The sequence below is a fragment of the Nosocomiicoccus ampullae genome, assembly GCF_001696685.1.
GTDB lineage: Bacteria > Bacillota > Bacilli > Staphylococcales > Salinicoccaceae > Nosocomiicoccus > Nosocomiicoccus ampullae_A.
The window spans coordinates 120,180-138,335 of sequence record NZ_MBFG01000002.1; the positions used below are offsets into that span (position 1 = coordinate 120,180).

Sequence of the window (18,156 nt, forward strand, 5' to 3'; positions counted from 1 at the left end):
TCGCCCATTTCAGACTCGCTTTCGCTTCGGCTCCACATTCGCTGCTTAACCTTGCATGTATGCGTAACTCGCCGGTTCATTATACAAAAGGCACGCCATCACCCTTATAGGGCTCTGACTACTTGTAGGCACACGGTTTCAGGTTCTATTTCACTCCCCTCCCGGGGTGCTTTTCACCTTTCCCTCACGGTACTGGTTCACTATCGGTCACCAAGGAGTATTTAGCCTTAGGAGATGGTCCTCCCAGATTCCGACGGAATTCCTCGTGTTCCGCCGTACTCAGGATACTTCTAGCGTCCGCTCGCTTGTCGTGTACGGGACTGTTACCCTCTATGGTCATTCTTTCCATAATCTTCCACTAAACTTGCTTCTCGCATCTCGAAGTCCTACAACCCCAGTTTAAACTGGTTTGGGCTCTTCCCACTTCGCTCGCCGCTACTACGGGAATCGTGTTTACTTTCTCTTCCTCTGGGTACTAAGATGTTTCAGTTCCCCAGGTCTACCTCTACCATCACTACTTAATTCGTAATGGAGTGACATTAAAAATGCCGGGTTCCCCCATTCGGAAATCTTCGGATCACAGCTTACTTACAGCTCCCCAAAGCATATCGGTGTTTGTTCCGTCCTTCTTCGGCTCTTGGTGCCAAGGCATCCACCGTGCGCCCTTCACTACTTAATCGTAATGAATTTGTGAGAGAGTATCTCTACTCTATCGCGCGTGTATTTTTGAACTTTTTCGTTCTCGGTTTCTACGCTTGAAATCATATATTAATATATAATCTGTTGCTTCTATTTGGTTTTCAATGTACATCCTTAGAGTGATTACACTCAAAACTGAATACAATATGTCAACTTTCCGTTCCATTTCCTTAGAAAGGAGGTGATCCAGCCGCACCTTCCGATACGGCTACCTTGTTACGACTTCACCCCAATCATCAGTCCCACCTTCGACGGCTCCCTCCATATGGTTAGGCCACCGGCTTCAGGTGTTACCAACTTTCGTGGTGTGACGGGCGGTGTGTACAAGACCCGGGAACGTATTCACCGTGGCATTCTGATCCACGATTACTAGCGATTCCAGCTTCATGGAGTCGAGTTGCAGACTCCAATCCGAACTGAGAACAGTTTTATGGGATTCGCTTGACCTCACGGTTTCGCTGCCCTTTGTTCCTGCCCATTGTAGCACGTGTGTAGCCCAAATCATAAGGGGCATGATGATTTGACGTCATCCCCACCTTCCTCCGGTTTGTCACCGGCAGTCACTCTAAAGTGCCCAACTCAATGATGGCAACTAAAGTTAAGGGTTGCGCTCGTTGCGGGACTTAACCCAACATCTCACGACACGAGCTGACGACAACCATGCACCACCTGTCTCTCTGTCCCAAAGGGAAAATCATGTCTCCATGACGGTCAGAGGATGTCAAGATTTGGTAAGGTTCTTCGCGTTGCTTCGAATTAAACCACATGCTCCACCGCTTGTGCGGGTCCCCGTCAATTCCTTTGAGTTTCAGCCTTGCGGCCGTACTCCCCAGGCGGAGTGCTTAATGCGTTTGCTGCAGCACTAAGGGGCGGAAACCCCCTAACACTTAGCACTCATCGTTTACGGCGTGGACTACCAGGGTATCTAATCCTGTTTGATCCCCACGCTTTCGCACATCAGCGTCAGTTACAGACCAGAGAGCCGCCTTCGCCACTGGTGTTCCTCCATATCTCTGCGCATTTCACCGCTACACATGGAATTCCACTCTCCTCTTCTGCACTCAAGCGATACAGTTTCCAATGACCTTCCCCGGTTGAGCCGGGGGCTTTCACATCAGACTTATTTCGCCGCCTACGCGCGCTTTACGCCCAATAATTCCGGATAACGCTTGCCACCTACGTATTACCGCGGCTGCTGGCACGTAGTTAGCCGTGGCTTTCTGGTTAAGTACCGTCACACAGTAAGCAGTGACTCTTACTGTCGTTCTTCCTTAACAACAGTGCTTTACGATCCGAAGACCTTCTTCGCACACGCGGCGTTGCTCCGTCAGGCTTTCGCCCATTGCGGAAGATTCCCTACTGCTGCCTCCCGTAGGAGTCTGGACCGTGTCTCAGTTCCAGTGTGGCCGATCACCCTCTCAGGTCGGCTACGCATCGTCGCCTTGGTAAGCCGTTACCTCACCAACTAGCTAATGCGCCGCAGGCCCATCCTTAAGTGRTAGATAMATCCACCTTTTAACTCYTAAACTTATGTTTAAAAGTGTTATCCGGTATTAGCTACGGTTTCCCGTAGTTATCCCAGTCTTAAGGGCAGGTTGCCCACGTGTTACTCACCCGTCCGCCGCTCGACTCTTAAAGTGAACCCGAAGGTTCGGTATAAGAAGTCGCGCTCGACTTGCATGTATTAGGCACGCCGCCAGCGTTCATCCTGAGCCAGGATCAAACTCTCCATAATAGTTAGAGTTTTCTAGCTCTTTATAAAATGCGTTTTATACTAGTCGCTCTAGTTGTGTTACTTCTTCATTTAAAAGTAACCTATTTATCGGAATTAACGTTGACATATTGTCATTCAGTTTTCAATGTTCATTGTTTTTGCGTCGCTGTGAAGCGAACACTTCTTAACTATATCAAGTAGTTTTTATCTTGTCAACAGTTTTTAAAAATTATTTTTAAAACTTTTTGATTTGATGATATGTTACTTGATTTTTGTCGCCGTTACTGAAGCGACTACTCTATAATAACACCTTGGAAAATATAGTCAAGAGTTTTTTATAAGTTTTTTTAAAAATTAATTCGTCTCAAGAAAGACTTTCTCTATAATACAATATAAAATGATTTTTGTATATAATAAGTTTTGAGGTGAAAATATGAGACTTCCAGGTAATAAGATATTACGTATACGTGGATGGGCACTCGCATTAATTTTTATCGGTATGATTATTATGTATGCGGGAATGTTCTTTAGATCGACGCCGTGGTTAATGCTGATCTTTTTAATACTCGGTGTAATACCGATTCTTTTAAGTTTTGTTATTTACTTTTACGTCGGCATGATTAGTGCACGTGCAGTGAGAGTACAATGTCCAAACTGCGGTAAACATACAAAGATTTTAGGCACAGTCGATTATTGTCAACATTGTAAAGAACCACTAACTTTAGATAAAGATTTAGAGGGCGAAGAATTTAACATCGACTACAATGTAAAACATCGACGCGAAAAACTTAAATCACAATTAAAAAAAGAAGATTAGAAGTTAAACCTTCTAATCTTCTTTTTTGTTACATGTTCGGCATCGACCATATAGTTCTAGTCTATGCCCGTCGACTTCCATACCTGTTAAAAGACTTGCGAGTTCTTCCACTTCTTCAAGTGCTGGATATTGAAAGTCCATAATCTTACCACAGTCTTTACAAATGACGTGATAATGTGGTGAAGTTTTAAAATCAAATCGGCTTGATGCATCACCATATGTTAACTCTGTTACTAAACCGACTTCCTTAAATAGTTTTAAGTTATTGTAAACTGTCGCAACACTCATATTTTTATGGTTATGTGACAATGCTTTAAAAATTTCATCTGCAGTCGGGTGAGTTTCTGTTTCAATTAAATACTCTAGCACTGCTTTACGTTGTGGAGTAATTCTAACTCCTGTCTCTTTTAACTTTTCAATCGACTCATTAAACATTGTATCGCAATCGATAATTGTCATAGGGTTTAACCTACTTTCGTTACATATATATAGTAACAGTTTACAAATAACTCATTCACTCTGTCAAATAAGTTAATATCCTTTCTCATAAGAAACGACATTAAATAGTTCTTCGTCGTTTAAGTAATTTTCGAGGTTATCTAAAAACATATCGAGTGCGCGTTCAGTATATCGCTCTGTTCTTGCACTACCGTGTGGCGTAATTGTCACGTTATCATATTCATAAATAAACGCATCTTCTTCTAATGGCTCATTATTAAATACGTCGAGTATTAAATGTGATATGAGTTTTTTATCTAACACGTGTTTTAATGTCTCGTCTTCGATAAGATCACCGCGCCCAATATTTACGAATACCGCTTCATCGTTCATATGTTTAAAGAAATCTATATCTACAGATCCTCTCGTCTTTTTCGTACTCGGTAAAATGCTGACAACAAAATCCGCTTCACTCAGTCTATTCTTTACATTATCAATGCTTTCAGTTTCGTCGAAATACTCGACATCTCTACCACTCGTATTAAATCCGATTACTTTTACATGGAACGCTTTTAACAGTCGCGCGAGCTCTTTACCAATTTCACCTGTTCCAAGTATAATCGCTGTTTTACCGTAGAGTTCTCCGCCTGTTAATTTATAATCCCACTTTTTGTTCTTTTGATTATCATACGCCTCATATAACTTCTTATAATGGGCTAATAGTAATCCAATCGTATATTCCGCCATCGGTATTTTATGAATACCACTCACATTTGTAATGATTTTATTTTTATATAATGATTCTGGAATATTATCGACACCAGCACTCATGACGTTTATCCATTTAACTGATTGTAAGAGTTCAACCATATCTTCTTTTAAATTCCCGCCGTACGTATTAAAAACGTCAACGTCTTTAAGTAAGTCTTCAGTTAAGTCTTCTTTATTAGAAACGTATTTAAATTCAACGCCTTTTTCTTCTAGTTGTTTTAATTTACTTTCATCTAGTTCTGCATTTGATAAAATTTTTACCATATTATCCCTCTTTTAAGAATTCTAGTAGTTGTTCGACGTGTTTTTTTGGACTCACTTTGTCAAAACGTTTTACGATTTCATTATTTTCATTCACGATAAATGTCGTACGGACAATACCTCGAACCTTTTTACCGAAAACTGTTTTGTCTCCGATAACTCCCGCTGCACTCGCAAGCTCATTATTTTCATCGACGAGCAAATCAAAATTTAAGTCTTTTTTCTCGATAAATTTTTGGTGAGACTCTTTACTATCTCCACTGACACCATATACGGTAACATCTAAGTCGTTAAACGCTTCTATATTATCGCGTAAATCACACGCCTGAGTCGTACATCCAGGTGTATTATCTTTTGGATAAAAGTAAATGACTGTTAACCCTTTTAAATCGTCGTTTGTAATAATATCTCCATTTTGATTTTCTAATTTAAATTGTGGAAACTGTTCCATCTCTATCGCTCCTAAATTCAAGTGTTTCTTTTTCTATACCTTATATATGAAGATTTTAAACGTCTATCTTCTTAATTAAAGAGTGCGTGTAAATATGTTACTATATAAATAATAATCTCATATTAAAGGATGACACATATATGTATAGTCATAAAAATTCAGAACAATTTAGAAATCGTGCAGAAAATATTATATTAGGTGGAGTAAACTCACCATCTAGATCATATAAAGCAGTAGGTGGCGGTGCACCGGTTGTAATGGACCGCGCGGAAGGTGCGTACTTTTATGATATCGATGGTAACAAGTACATCGATTATTTAGCAGCTTACGGACCAATTATTACAGGACACGCACACCCTCATATTCATAAAGCGATCGTCGAACAAAGCCAAAAAGGGATTCTTTACGGTACGACGACGAGAGAAGAAGTGCTATTTGCTGAAAAAATTCAAAGTGCAATGCCAAACTTAGAGCGCATTCGTTTTGTAAACTCGGGTACTGAAGCCGTCATGACAACGATCCGTGTCGCACGAGCGTATACGAAACGTAACAAAATCGTTAAATTTGAAGGTTGCTACCACGGACATTCCGATTTAGTATTAGTCGCAGCAGGAAGTGGACCAGCTCAACTCGGTACACCAGACTCTGCTGGTGTTCCTGAAGCTGTTGCGAAAGATATGATTACCGTTCCATTTAACGATATTGAAGGTTTAAAACAAGCGTTTGAACGTTTTGGAGATGAAATTGCTGGCGTGTTAGTCGAACCAATCGTCGGTAACTTTGGTATCGTCGAGCCAAAAGAAGGATTCTTAGAAGCAGTCAATGAAATTACGCATCAACACGGTGCACTCGTCATCTATGACGAAGTCATTACAGCGTTTAGATTTATGTACGGAGGCGCACAAGATTTACTCGGTGTAAAACCAGACTTAACAGCGCTCGGTAAAATTATTGGTGGTGGTACTCCGATTGGTGCATACGGTGGACGTAAAGATATTATGGAATCAGTCGCTCCACTTGGCCCTGCATATCAAGCAGGTACGATGGCGGGTAACCCGTTATCGATGGCTGCCGGAATCGCATGTTTAGAAGTATTAGAACAAGACGGTGTTTATGAAGAATTAGATCGTAAAGGTAAACGATTAGTTGAAGGTATTGAATCATTAATCGAACAATACAATATTAAAGCAGTTGTAAACCGTAAAGTTGGGGCTTTTTCAATTTACTTTACAGATAAAACAGTGACGGATTATATCGGTGCAGAAGATACTGACGGTGAAGCATTTAGCACGTTCTTTAACGGGCTAATTCGCCGTGGTATTAACATCGCACCTTCTAAATATGAAGCTTGGTTTATTACAACTGAACATACGGATCAAGATATCGAAGATACGCTTAACATTATTGAAGCGGTCTTTAAAGAAGACTTTTAGGAGATGGTGCTATGAAGTTTGGCGCCCGAATATTAAAAACGGGAATCGCGGTCGTTTTAACATTACTCGTCGTGCAATTGCTCGGTTTAACACCAGGGTTAATCGCTGGTATCGCTGCAGTGAACGCACTACAACCAAACGTGCACCGCAGTATTTCTCAAACGTGGAACCAGTTTAGAGGAAACATTATCGGTGCAATTTCAGCGATCGTCATGGTTCTTTTATTTGAAAGTAACTTAATCGTCATCGGTTTAACGATTATACTCGTTCTTTCAATACTCATGTTTTTCAATTTACAAAGTGTGTCGAGTCTTGCTGTCGTTACAGTAATCGCAATTATGGATGAACCACTCGGTGCTGACATGACGACTGGAGACTTTTTACAAACAGCAATTATTCGATTTTCACTCGTTATGATTGGGGTATTATGTGCGTTAGTCATTAACTTATTTATAATTCCTCCTAAATATGAAGACCGGCTATATAATCACTCTGTCGTCATCAGTAACGACATATTTAAACTCATTCGATTAGAGTTAAACGGTGCGAGTGACGCAATCACTATTCGTAAAGATGTGAAATCACTCGATAAACGCGTCACTAAATTAGAAACATTATACGCCTGGTACGAAGAAGAAAAACCATACCTCAGAAAAACGAAACTTGGTGACTTACGTAGTAAAATATTGTTTAGACAAGTCGTTCAGATGACGCGTAACGCGTGGTATGTGTTAGAAAGTTTAAACAAACTTGAAAATGACTATAAATATTTAACTGAAGACTTTATTAACCGAATTCGCTATGAAATGGACTTACTGATTGCGTATCATGAACAAGTCTTACTCAAAATTTCTGAGAAAATCCCACCAGAAACGTCAGAGTATTACCAAGATAATCTATACCATTATGAAAACACGCTAATCGAACACTTTTTAGATGATTATCATAAACTCATTAGTGAAGACGTTCGATTACGATACGAAAACATTTTAAACAGTATTACCGCAATTAACGAGTACCATACGTCTATAGAAAATGCGGACCGTATTACTAATAGCTATTTTAAATATCACGCAAATGACGAAGATTTATCAATTACTGAAGAAACTTTAGATTAAAAAAACGTTCGATGAAATTCATCGAACGTTTTTTACTGCCAGCCGTTATTGTCATCTTGTTTTCCTTTAAAACGACTAACATGTTTATTGCCTTTTACGATGAAGCGGTATAAATAATCGACCGCTTCTTTTTTATTATCGATTCCGATACGTGGTGTCGCAACGATCTCCTTAGGGATTTTACCGTCGTAAATATCGACGTACCCTGTATTTAATATCTTACCGTTATGCGTGTCTCTTTTAACACCAAGTGCCTCAGTTAATTTACCCGGTCCATCTGTAAGATTCACTTCTCGACCGCGCCTTAAAATCATCTCTTCAATACCTTCAGCAGGTTCTATTCCTCGAATTAAAATCCCTTCAGGTAAGTCTTTTGTTGTGACAAAATTCATGCAGTGATGTCCATGCATCGTATAGACGTATATATGACCGTATGGTTCAAACATCGTACTGTTCTTTTTATTTTTTACTCCAGTAAACGTATGTGCTGCACGGTCTTTCGTTCCTAAATACGCCTCGACCTCAGTAATATACCCGCTCGTTGTTACTCCATTTGTATACGTTACGATTTTTTTACCGAGTAACTCTTTTGCTGCTTTTAACGTATCTTCTGATAAAAAATCAAGATCTAAATAACTCATACTTCAACGTCCTGAATGCTATAAAGTCTATAATACGCACCATTTTTAGCGAGTAACTCTTCATGCGTACCACTTTCTACAATTTGACCGTTTTCGATGACGTAAATCGTGTCTGCATGTGTAATCGTAGAGAGTCGGTGTGCAACGACAATTGTCGTTCTGTCGTGCGCTAATTCTTTTAGTGTCTCTTGTATAATCGCTTCACTTTCTAAATCTAAAGCACTTGTCGCTTCATCTAATATTAAAATCGGTGGATTTTTTAAGAAGACTCTAGCAATTGCGATTCTTTGCTTTTGACCACCAGATAATTTCACACCACGCTCACCGACTTCTGTATCGTAACCATTTGGTAAATTCTCAATGAACGCTGAAGCATTCGCGCGCTCTGCTGCACGGTACACTTCTTCGTCAGTCGCATCTGGTTTTGCGAGTAAAATATTGTTTTTAATCGAATCAGAAAAGAGAATATTATCTTGCATGACCATACCGATATTATCTCTTAATGAATGTAACGTAACGTCTCTAATATCGTGTCCGTCAATTAGAACTTGTCCGTCTGAGACTTCATAGAATCTAGGTATAAGTGATACGAGTGAAGATTTACCCCCACCACTCATTCCAACAAACGCGACAGTTTTTCCGACACCAATATTTGCATTAACATCATTTAAAACGAGTGGTGTATCTTCATTATATTTAAATGATACGTCGTTAAATTCGATTTCACCTTTTACATTTTTTAATTCATACGCATTTTCTTTATTGACGATGTCGTATTCTTCATCGATCAACTCGAACACACGGTCCATCGATGCGATACTTTGTGTTAACGTTGTAGATGAAGAAACGAGTCGACGAAGCGGTCCATATAATCGGTCTAAATACGCGATAAACGCTGCAAGTACCCCGACCGTTAAGCTTCCTTCTATAACTTGATATGCACCAAAGCCGATAACGAGTAACGGCCCGATATCTGTAATCGAATTGACCGTCATAAAGCTATACGCTGTCCATTTTGCATGCGTTGTCGCTTTATTTAAAAAGTTATCGTTTACTTTATCGAATCGTTGTTGTTCGTAATTCTCAATCGCAAAACTACGGATCACGTTAATACCTGAAATTCTTTCATGTAAAAACCCTTGTAATTCTGCCACTGCTTGTGAACGTTCACGCGTATAATGGCGTAGTCTAGAAAAGAAATACCATACGCCGAAAATATAAAACGGAAATATAATCATCGATACGAGCGTCAGTTGAACGTTCATCGTAAACATAATACCTAACGCGATTAAAATCGTGACTAAGTCTAACCATAAATTCATAAGTCCAGTGACGATAAAGTTTTTCGTTTGTTCTACGTCGTTAATGACGCGTGAAATTACTTCGCCGACTTTATTGTTCGCGTAATATTTCGAACTTAAACGCTGTAAATGCGCATATAAATAATGACGAATGTCATATAAAATCTTGTTACTCGTCCACTGTGCTAAATATTGTCTTAAATACTCAACCGGCGGACGAATTAAGACGAATATGACACCAAACAGCATAAGTACGCGCCACATTTTATCGAGTTTTTCATCATTTGTTAAATTGTCGACGAGAATCACGTCGTCGATTGTGTACGCGATGAGTAACGGAATGAGTAATGGAATACCGAATTTAATAATCCCGATAATAATCGTTAAAATCACGTGCCACGTATACGGTTTAACAAATTTTAAATACCGTTTAACCAAGAAATCCCCCCTACACTAATAAAACCAATCTTACGATTGGTTTAATTCTTGATAACGTTTATACCATATGTGTACAAAATCTTCCGCAAACGGGCCTCTTTTTTCTTCGATCCATTCTTGGAGTGTGTCAACTTGATAATGCAGTATATCATCGATGTCTTTACTATATCTCATCTCTTTTTTATGCTGGATGTATTCATCTTCATCGAGTAAAAAGTATTTCCCATCTGGAAATAATTTAATATCTAAATCGTAGTCGATGTATTTAATTGCTTCACCATCATAAACGTATGGAGAAGCTAAATTGCAATAATAATATACGCCGTCTTCTCTAAACATCGCAATGACGTTAAACCATGCTTCTTTATGAAAATATACTAACGCAGGTTCTCTCGTCACCCATTTTCTATTATCACTTTCAGTGACGAGTGTATGATTATTACCACCGATGATAATACTATCTGTCGCTTTTAAAATTGTCGTTTCTTTCCACACTCTATGAATGTTACCGTCGTGTTTATAACTTTGTATTCTGACGGTTTCACCCGTTTTCGGTATGGTTTCTTTAATCATTCGCCACACCTCTTTTTACTTTGTTAGTATATCACATTCAACATACGAACTTTACTAAATCGTTTCATCGATATATTTATATACTTTTTGCATCGCAACACTCATCGGAAGTTCTCGTACCTCATTTAGTGGTACAAAATGGTCATTTGTAGACGTCGTATGAACGACGTATATATTCATATACCATACTTTGTGAGTAAATATATGCTTTTCTTCTCCTAAAAATTGAGGTTGAGATAATTCAATGTGTAATTTATCCTCTATCGTTTCTACATTCGTGTCGACGTCAAATTTTGGAAATTTGTACATGCCTTGGAGTAAGTCTTTCGTTTCTTTATAGAGATAAATTTCATTCTGATCATTTAGGATAAGATAGACATTAAAGTACAACTCTTTTTTAGCTTTAGCTTTCTTCTTAAACGGGTATAGATTAACAGTATTGTTTTTAAATGATTCACAGTGTGCTTGAACTGGACACGTAATACATTTTGGTGCGCGTGGTGTACAAACAGTTGCACCGAGTTCCATCATTGCTTGGTTAAAATTACCCGCATCGTCTGGCATAAACGTTTCTATATGTGCTTTAATTGAGGAAATCGTCTTTTGTTTTGAAATGTCTCTAGAGTCTTCAGTGAGTCTTGTCATAACACGAAGGACATTCCCGTCCACTGCGGCAATTTTATGATTAAATGCGATCGACTGAACCGCACCGCCGATATACGGTCCAACACCTTTTAATGTGAAGAACGTTTCAGGTTGATTTGGAACTTCGGATTGATAACTTGATTGGACTTCTTTGACCGCTTCATGGAAATTACGAATACGATTATAATAACCTAGCCCTTCCCACTCTTTCAGTAGCGATTCACTATTTTCGTTCGCAATCGAATCAAGTGTTGGGTATTTTTTGATAAACTTATTATAATAAGGGATGACGGTTTTCACTTGAGTTTGTTGGAGCATCACTTCAGATAGCCAGATTTTATATGGATCTGAAGTTTCTCTCCACGGTAAATCACGGCGCACTTCATAATACCAATCTAAAAGTGATTCGTTAAACAATTTATAGTTCAAATTTTTCACCTATTCTAATATATTAAATGAGGTTTTATATATGGATACTGTAACACACGGATTAATGGGTGGTACGCTCGTTGGACTCGCAACAATCGACCCACACGTTGACGCTGTCACTGTTGGGTTCGCTTCAACGATGGTTGCCGCAAGTTTAATCCCGGATATCGATACGGTATTAAAAGCAAAAGATAATGCGACGTACATTAAAAACCACCGCGGGTTAACACATAGTTTACCATTTACGTTTGTCATTTGGCCGCTTCTACTCGCGACTGTATCAAACGTAATATTCGGCCTAGATTTTTTCCATATGTATTTATGGTCGTTGTTTGCTGTGTTCTTACATGTGTTTGTTGACATATTTAATATGTACGGTACGCAAGCGTTGCGATTTTTTGATAACCGTTGGATTCAACTCGGTATTATCAACACGATCGATATTCCAATATTAATATTACTTTCACTATATTTAGTTTTATGGGCATTTGGATTTAACCCAGTCATACTATTTTTCATCATTTATAGTCTACTCGCTATTTATTATGTCATGCGTGCAATGTATAAACGCATGCTGATGAAAAAAGTCAGTCGACTGTTACCAAATTCTGAAATTCTAAGACTATTTGTTATGCCGACGATTAAATTTTTCGAGTGGCGTATCGCGCTCGTCACAAAAGACAAGTTTGTCGTCGGTCGAGCGTTTAAAACACAAGTCGTTATATATGATGAGTTCGACAAAGTCGGTCCACTTGAAGAAGAGTTATACGAAATCGTAAAGTCAAACAAAGACTTTAATGCGTTTACCTACTTTTCAAGTATTTACCGATATGAAGTCACACAAGTCGATCGGTCACATATCGAAGTAAGGTACATCGATTTAAGATATTTACAAAATGGACACTACCCGTTCGTATGTATTATCATTATAAATCAAGACACAAACGACATTAAATCGAGCTTTACAGGTTGGGTATTTTCTGAAGAAAAACTCCAAAGTAAAGTCACTTAAAAATATTCCCATTGAATATCAATTCAATGGGAATTATTTTTTCATATATATATTTGTCTTTGTGTACACTTCATATAACGCCATATATATTAATGTCATCTCAGATAAAAATAATAGATCTGTCGGAATCCTATTCGTCGACCACGAAACATTTATTGCAGATAATTCAATCCCGTAAATGATGTAGTAAAATGGGTTCAACGTTAATATATTTTGTAAAATCGTCGGTAAATTATCTCCGATGTAAAATACAGGTGTCGTAATTAATAAAATAACGAGTAGTGCTTTATCTGTATGCTTCCATTTTATATGCTGACGAAGTTGAATATAAAATATCGTAAACGGAACGATTAAAATCATACCGAGTATGACGTAATATCCAAGCGAGAATAATTTCAACATAAAATCAGCCGTTCTTAGTGAAAGTATCGCACTATAAAGAATTGTAAACAATATATAAAGCACTGTTTGGAATACAATTGTCGGTAATACTCTTAAATATAACGGAATGTAATTCATCCGTATAATCGAGTCTTTTCTAAATATTTCATAATAGTTCAACATCGCTGAGTGGTATAACCAAACGACTGCTGTTATACCGATTACAAAATAAGTGAGTCGTGTCATTTGGTCCGCTGATAAAAATGTGAGTCCTGCAATTAATATAATCATAAAGAAGATATAAATGAACGTCGGAATTAAGCTCGCTAAGACGTGACGCCCACGGAACGTAAATGTCTTTTTCCATAAATATTGAAATGTATGATTCATAGTTTCACCTATCTACTTAAATAAATCCATTTGTTATTTGGTGCATCATATAATACAAATCCACCATCTGTTCTAAAAATTTTATAATCTTCTGTAATGTTAAACTCACTTTTTATTTTGTCACTTTCTTTTCCACTCGTCATTAAACCAATTGAAGTATCACGGTCTAATAAAAATGTTATATCGACACCTTCAACTTCTGCTTCATATGAATCTAAACGCGATAATCTAAAGTCTGACTCAATATGACTAATTTCTACGTTTAAGTAGTTTGCATAAAAAAGATGATTGTCTAAAAATTGATCATTCATATACTGAAGCATCGTGTCGTAATCAAGCGTCTCATACATACTCGACGGGTTAAATAATACGACGTTGTCTATCGGTATTTTTACTGTTTCATTATCTATCGTTGTCGTCACATTCTTTTTATTAGATTCATCGATAGCGATTAAGGCGTATTTAGGTATAGACGTATCATTGACAGTGACGTCATCACTAATTATAAACGCATAACGCAGCCTTTCGACTTGTGTCTCTTCCTCTTCTTCTTCAGCAACTTCTACAAATGGATGCTCTTCTTTTGTGAATTCAAAATCCATAACGACTAAAAAGTATGAGAGTACCATCGTAAAGAAAACGACAAACGCGATAATAAGTCTTTGTATGTTTAACGTATCGATGACCGATTCACCTTTTCGGTTTCGTCGTTTTAAACCGTGCTTAAAGTTCATCGGTTCATACATACGCTCTTTCCAATCTAAATCAAAAAGCGCTTCTTCATCCGTACTACGAATTTGAGAACGTAGTTTCATATAATCGTTATACACTTTACGACCATTTTGAACGGTGCCTTCAAAACGCATTTGGCCATAACTGAGCCATACGAAGTGGTTGGCAAGTTTTTCAATCGGTATGAAATTCGACTCGAGTAAAAACACACCGAGCTCGCGAGATTCTAACGTATTAATGATGAATTTTAATCGTTTAAAACCATCGTCGTTTAAATAACGATAAAAGTTATTATATAACGTAATATCGGCTTTTATCTCTGACGATAGTTCCATCAAAATGACTGCGATATCTTGACGCGATAATTGACTCACTGAGTTTTCCCAGTAGTCAAAAAAGAGTGGATGACGTTTTAACGATTCGAGCGACTCTTTCACTTTTCGCTCTGTCATATACTCTTCTAATATTTCAGCTATAAACGTATGTAGAGGTTTATCGTTTAAAAGATGATCTTCAACGTCTAAACTTAAAAATGAGACGTCGTATTTCACGCGACCTTCTTCAGGTTTTAAATGTCCAGAAAACACATTTTTTAAATACTTTAAAGTTGAATAATCACCGAGTATACCGAGAACTTCTCCTCGGTATAATGTCGTATTAATGTCTCGTAATATGAGATACGTCGGCTTTAAAAAGAAACGCGTATCTTTCGTGCGCTCTTTATGATGGTAGACGATTCCTGTCGCTTTATGAAGAATAATATCTTGCATTACTTTTTATCCAGCTGAAGTAAGCTTACAGGTATTGCTGTTTCTGGTTCGTCTCCACCGATGTAAAAGCCCCACGCAAACACACCTTTTAAATATTCGACTTTAAAGTAGTGATCTTCGTTTGCAATCACTTTATATATTTTCCCTGGTTGAATGAGTGATAAGTCGATCATATAACACTCCGCAATTAGTGCTTGACGCTCTAATACGCGGTATTCATTTTCGACACCCATCATTTCAGCTTTACGCATTTTTTCACGCGTCTCTTGAATGTATCGCTCTAATTCAACTCTCGTCATCGTACTAAAACTCATCTTCAATTCCCTCTAACTTCTCGTTAATTTGATCGTAACTAAACCCACGGCGCATCAGTGACGCCGTTAGTTTTTGTCTTAGTTGAAATCCTTCATATTTACGTTTCAATCTATTATAATATTTTTCAAATTCTTTCTCAAAATAATCAGTGTCGTCAAACTGAATATCTGACGGAATAAAATCAAAATGTGCGTTCGTATAACCATCACGCATCAGTTTTTGACGTAACTTCATTTCGAAATGATTTGACGAACCTTTATATTTTTTTAACTCTTTTTGAGTGATTCGTTCAATACGCCCTTCGTCGACTTTGTCGTTAAATCGTTCAACTTCTTCGACGATTATATTTTCATCGATGTTTTTTTCGAACAACTTACGTTCAAGGTGTTTTGGTCCTTTATCTGTCGTATTAAAAATCGTATTACTTAAACTCGTCGCATAATGCGAGTCGTCAATATATCGTTCTTCTTTTAGACGAATAATCGTTTGATTAATAATATCCACCGCATACTCGTCTTTTAAATAGTCGATCACTTCTTGAGTGGAACGAATTTTATACGATATATATTGAATTGCTTTAATATATGCTCGGTCGAATTCAATTGATGTTTTTATATCGTCTAGCATATCTTTAGAAATTATTCGGCCAGGCAATAGCTCGTATTTTACGAGCGATTCTTCGTGTACTTTTAATTTAGACTGATCGCTAAAGTATACGTCGTAAAAGTTATTTTTTAACTGCACGACTCTTTCTACTTTCATAACGTCCTCCTAAAAAAGTTCTTGTTCAATATATGTTGCGAGCTCTTTTGTATGTGTTAATCGTTCTTTACGTCGTTTTACTCTCACGTCTGCACTATCGACTAAAAATTGTAGCGTGTTTGAGTCGCATTCAATTTTAGGAACAGGTACCGGCTTACCGTTTTCATCGACACCGACAAATGTCATAAAACAAAAGCCTGCGAGTTTCTTTTCATTACTCCCGTGACTTTCACGAGATACTTTTACCATAATTTCCATCGATGAAGTACCTGTATGTGTCACAACACCTTCTAACACGACGATATCACCGAGCTCTATCGGTTTTAAAAAGTCCATCGAGTCAATCGATGCAGTCAACACTTGCGTTCCTGAATGGCGTCTTGCAGTGATTGCTGCGATATCATCAATTTGAGAGAGTAACACGCCACCAAACATCGTATTGTAATTGTTCGTATGTTGCGGGAAAACAATTGCTGATTTTACTGAATATGATTCTGACATTTTCTTAATCATGTTGTCACCTCGATTTGTTTTAAGTAAAAAAAGAGGAGATCATCGTCTCCTCTAAAATTATGTGTTAAATTTTACGGTTTAATGCTTCTTCTCTCGTATCAACAACAAGTGCGTCTTCACTGTTGAACGCTTGTGCTAAGAAATAGAAAACTACACCGCCGAAACCTAATACAGCGACGAGAGTAATCGAAACAGCAATTAAAATACTTAACGTCATTCCAAAAAATCCGAATGAGAACATAGTTTTTACCTCCGAATCATTACTTACCTATACTACTACTATAATACCATACTTTAAATAGTGTGGGATAGACTTTTTAAATACTCCAGTCTCCATCTTTGAAGATTTGAATTTCTTCTCCATCTTTTGTTAAACCGATAATATCTGTGTCACTAGCGCCGATCATAAAGTCAACGTGCGTAATTGAATCGTTAATACCGATTTCGCTTAATTCTTCACGTGATTTTTCTTTTCCGTCTTTCACGTTAAATGCATACGCACTTCCGAGCGCAATATGACATGACGCGTTCTCGTCAAATAACGTGTTGTAGAATAACGTATTCGTGTTACTGATTGGAGAATCATACGGTACGAGTGCCACTTCACCTAAGTAACGTGCACCTTCATCTGTTTCTAAAATGTTTTCTAAAATTTCGTAACCAACTTCTGCTTCAAAGTCGACTACTTTTCCGTCTTTAAACGTTAATTTAAAGTTATCGACGATGTTCCCACCGTGCGATAACGGTAACGTATTACTTACATATCCGTTTACGTTATTTCTATCTGGAGCAGTGAATACTTCTTCAGTTGGCATATTTGCCATAAATTTGCGACCTGTCGCGTCAACGCTTGAAGCCCCTGCAAAAAGATATCCTTCCGGTAAACCGATCGTTAAATCTGTACCTTCAGACACAAAACGAATCGATTTTAAGTTCGCATCGTTTAAAATATCAACTTTCTCATGCAATGTTTTATCGTGCGTATCCCATGCTTCTACTGGATTGTCTTGATCAGCACGAACTGTATAAAGAATAAGATCTAATAGCTTTTCAAATGCGACTTCTTCTGTTTCATCTGGGTAAACGAGTTTTGCCCATTCTACAGACGGATACCCTGCGACACACCATGAGTGGAAATCTGATTGTACACGTGCAGAGAAATCTTTTAATGCTTTACCATTTGCGATTTGCATTTCTCTAAGTTTCATCGGGTCGATCCCTTTTAGTAGTTCTGGCGAACTTGAGATAATGCTTAAGAATCCAGCATGCTCGTCGCTATAATGCATACGCTCTTCTACAATCCACGGGTGAACTGTTGCGAGTTCTTCAGCTGAACGTTTTTCAGCGTGAAGGCGTGATAACGTATCGTCAGAAAGTTTCGTAACGACTTCAGCTGCTCCGCGTTCGTACGCAACACGCGTCACTTCACGAACGAGTGGTAACGCATCTGTCGTCGCTGAAATAAATAGACGTTTACCTTCGTTAATATTTACACCTACATCTACGAGTAACTCTGCGTATTTTGTTAACTTGTTGTTTGTCATATGTAGTA

General features: G+C 38.0%; 18 protein-coding genes, 1 rRNA gene and 1 other annotated feature (1 of these 20 cut by a window edge). Of the genes, 4 read left to right on the forward strand and 15 right to left on the reverse strand.

What is annotated here, in order from left to right:
* Nucleotides 1–679 (reverse strand) — a sequence feature (mutual gap in cmsearch alignment for this rRNA model is longer than 100); it reaches 2,670 nt to the left of the window's first position.
* Between the two features lie 194 nt (nucleotides 680–873).
* Nucleotides 874–2,434: ribosomal RNA gene (locus BBS29_RS02375) — 16S ribosomal RNA — on the reverse strand.
* 412 nt (nucleotides 2,435–2,846) lie between these two features.
* Between BBS29_RS02375 and BBS29_RS02380 the strand changes: the two genes are divergently transcribed.
* Nucleotides 2,847–3,230 (forward strand): DUF2614 family zinc ribbon-containing protein, encoded by a 384-nt coding sequence (locus tag BBS29_RS02380; protein WP_040928234.1) that lies wholly within the window; start codon nucleotides 2,847–2,849, stop codon nucleotides 3,228–3,230.
* Nucleotides 3,231–3,242: 12 nt separating this feature from the next.
* On the opposite strand, the gene perR is transcribed toward BBS29_RS02380, so the two are convergent.
* The 3 genes from perR to bcp form a co-directional block, all read right to left on the reverse strand.
* Nucleotides 3,243–3,689, reverse strand: a complete 447-nt coding sequence (perR, locus tag BBS29_RS02385; RefSeq protein ID WP_040928235.1) for a peroxide-responsive transcriptional repressor PerR — start codon at nucleotides 3,687–3,689, stop codon at nucleotides 3,243–3,245.
* Between the two features lie 72 nt (nucleotides 3,690–3,761).
* On the reverse strand, nucleotides 3,762–4,703 hold the full coding sequence (locus tag BBS29_RS02390) for an NAD(P)-dependent oxidoreductase (protein ID WP_068128685.1): 942 nt from the start codon (nucleotides 4,701–4,703) through the stop codon (nucleotides 3,762–3,764).
* 1 nt (nucleotide 4,704) lies between these two features.
* Nucleotides 4,705–5,151, reverse strand: coding sequence for a thioredoxin-dependent thiol peroxidase (bcp, locus tag BBS29_RS02395; protein WP_068128687.1), 447 nt, complete (start codon nucleotides 5,149–5,151; stop codon nucleotides 4,705–4,707).
* Between the two features lie 140 nt (nucleotides 5,152–5,291).
* Here bcp and BBS29_RS02400 point away from each other — a divergent pair, with 140 nt between their 5' ends.
* Both BBS29_RS02400 and BBS29_RS02405 read left to right on the forward strand, forming a co-directional pair.
* Nucleotides 5,292–6,584: a glutamate-1-semialdehyde 2,1-aminomutase gene (locus BBS29_RS02400; RefSeq protein ID WP_068128689.1), complete on the forward strand. Its 1,293-nt coding sequence runs from the start codon at nucleotides 5,292–5,294 to the stop codon at nucleotides 6,582–6,584.
* Between the two features lie 11 nt (nucleotides 6,585–6,595).
* Nucleotides 6,596–7,702 (forward strand): FUSC family protein, encoded by a 1,107-nt coding sequence (locus BBS29_RS02405; RefSeq protein WP_068128692.1) that lies wholly within the window; start codon nucleotides 6,596–6,598, stop codon nucleotides 7,700–7,702.
* Between the two features lie 32 nt (nucleotides 7,703–7,734).
* Here BBS29_RS02405 and BBS29_RS02410 read toward each other — a convergent pair whose 3' ends face one another.
* From BBS29_RS02410 to mutY, 4 genes are read right to left on the reverse strand one after another with little or no spacing between them, the layout of a single operon-like run.
* The gene (locus tag BBS29_RS02410) at nucleotides 7,735–8,343 is read right to left on the reverse strand and encodes a DNA-3-methyladenine glycosylase (protein WP_068128695.1); all 609 of its coding nucleotides are present in this window, start codon (nucleotides 8,341–8,343) and stop codon (nucleotides 7,735–7,737) included.
* Nucleotides 8,340–10,082: an ABC transporter ATP-binding protein gene (locus tag BBS29_RS02415; RefSeq protein ID WP_068128696.1), complete on the reverse strand. Its 1,743-nt coding sequence runs from the start codon at nucleotides 10,080–10,082 to the stop codon at nucleotides 8,340–8,342. Before BBS29_RS02415 ends, BBS29_RS02410 begins: the two co-directional genes overlap by 4 nt.
* 30 nt (nucleotides 10,083–10,112) lie before the next feature.
* A complete protein-coding gene (ntdP, locus tag BBS29_RS02420; protein ID WP_040928242.1) occupies nucleotides 10,113–10,655 on the reverse strand; it encodes a nucleoside tri-diphosphate phosphatase in 543 nt (180 codons plus the stop codon).
* A 54-nt stretch (nucleotides 10,656–10,709) separates the two neighbouring features.
* A complete protein-coding gene (gene mutY, locus BBS29_RS02425; protein ID WP_068128699.1) occupies nucleotides 10,710–11,729 on the reverse strand; it encodes an A/G-specific adenine glycosylase in 1,020 nt (339 codons plus the stop codon).
* A gap of 40 nt (nucleotides 11,730–11,769) precedes the next feature.
* Here mutY and BBS29_RS02430 point away from each other — a divergent pair, with 40 nt between their 5' ends.
* Nucleotides 11,770–12,741, forward strand: coding sequence for a metal-dependent hydrolase (locus BBS29_RS02430; RefSeq protein WP_068128701.1), 972 nt, complete (start codon nucleotides 11,770–11,772; stop codon nucleotides 12,739–12,741).
* A 33-nt stretch (nucleotides 12,742–12,774) separates the two neighbouring features.
* On the opposite strand, the gene BBS29_RS02435 is transcribed toward BBS29_RS02430, so the two are convergent.
* The 7 genes from BBS29_RS02435 to BBS29_RS02460 form a co-directional block, all read right to left on the reverse strand.
* Nucleotides 12,775–13,512 carry a hypothetical protein gene (locus BBS29_RS02435; protein WP_068128702.1) on the reverse strand — a complete coding sequence of 246 codons (738 nt, stop codon included), beginning with the start codon at nucleotides 13,510–13,512 and terminating at the stop codon, nucleotides 12,775–12,777.
* An 8-nt stretch (nucleotides 13,513–13,520) separates the two neighbouring features.
* Complete coding sequence (locus BBS29_RS02440; protein ID WP_068128704.1) at nucleotides 13,521–15,014, reverse strand: hypothetical protein; 1,494 nt, start codon at nucleotides 15,012–15,014, stop codon at nucleotides 13,521–13,523.
* Nucleotides 15,014–15,328, reverse strand: coding sequence for a YfhH family protein (locus BBS29_RS02445; RefSeq protein WP_068128706.1), 315 nt, complete (start codon nucleotides 15,326–15,328; stop codon nucleotides 15,014–15,016). Before BBS29_RS02445 ends, BBS29_RS02440 begins: the two co-directional genes overlap by 1 nt.
* Nucleotides 15,318–16,091 carry a RecX family transcriptional regulator gene (locus tag BBS29_RS02450; RefSeq protein WP_068128708.1) on the reverse strand — a complete coding sequence of 258 codons (774 nt, stop codon included), beginning with the start codon at nucleotides 16,089–16,091 and terminating at the stop codon, nucleotides 15,318–15,320. Before BBS29_RS02450 ends, BBS29_RS02445 begins: the two co-directional genes overlap by 11 nt.
* A gap of 9 nt (nucleotides 16,092–16,100) precedes the next feature.
* Nucleotides 16,101–16,604 carry an acyl-CoA thioesterase gene (locus BBS29_RS02455; RefSeq protein ID WP_068128709.1) on the reverse strand — a complete coding sequence of 168 codons (504 nt, stop codon included), beginning with the start codon at nucleotides 16,602–16,604 and terminating at the stop codon, nucleotides 16,101–16,103.
* A 64-nt stretch (nucleotides 16,605–16,668) separates the two neighbouring features.
* Nucleotides 16,669–16,845: a hypothetical protein gene (locus BBS29_RS08330; RefSeq protein WP_168162127.1), complete on the reverse strand. Its 177-nt coding sequence runs from the start codon at nucleotides 16,843–16,845 to the stop codon at nucleotides 16,669–16,671.
* 76 nt (nucleotides 16,846–16,921) lie between these two features.
* The gene (locus tag BBS29_RS02460; RefSeq protein WP_068128711.1) at nucleotides 16,922–18,148 is read right to left on the reverse strand and encodes an aminopeptidase; all 1,227 of its coding nucleotides are present in this window, start codon (nucleotides 18,146–18,148) and stop codon (nucleotides 16,922–16,924) included.
* Nucleotides 18,149–18,156 lie beyond the last annotated feature (8 nt).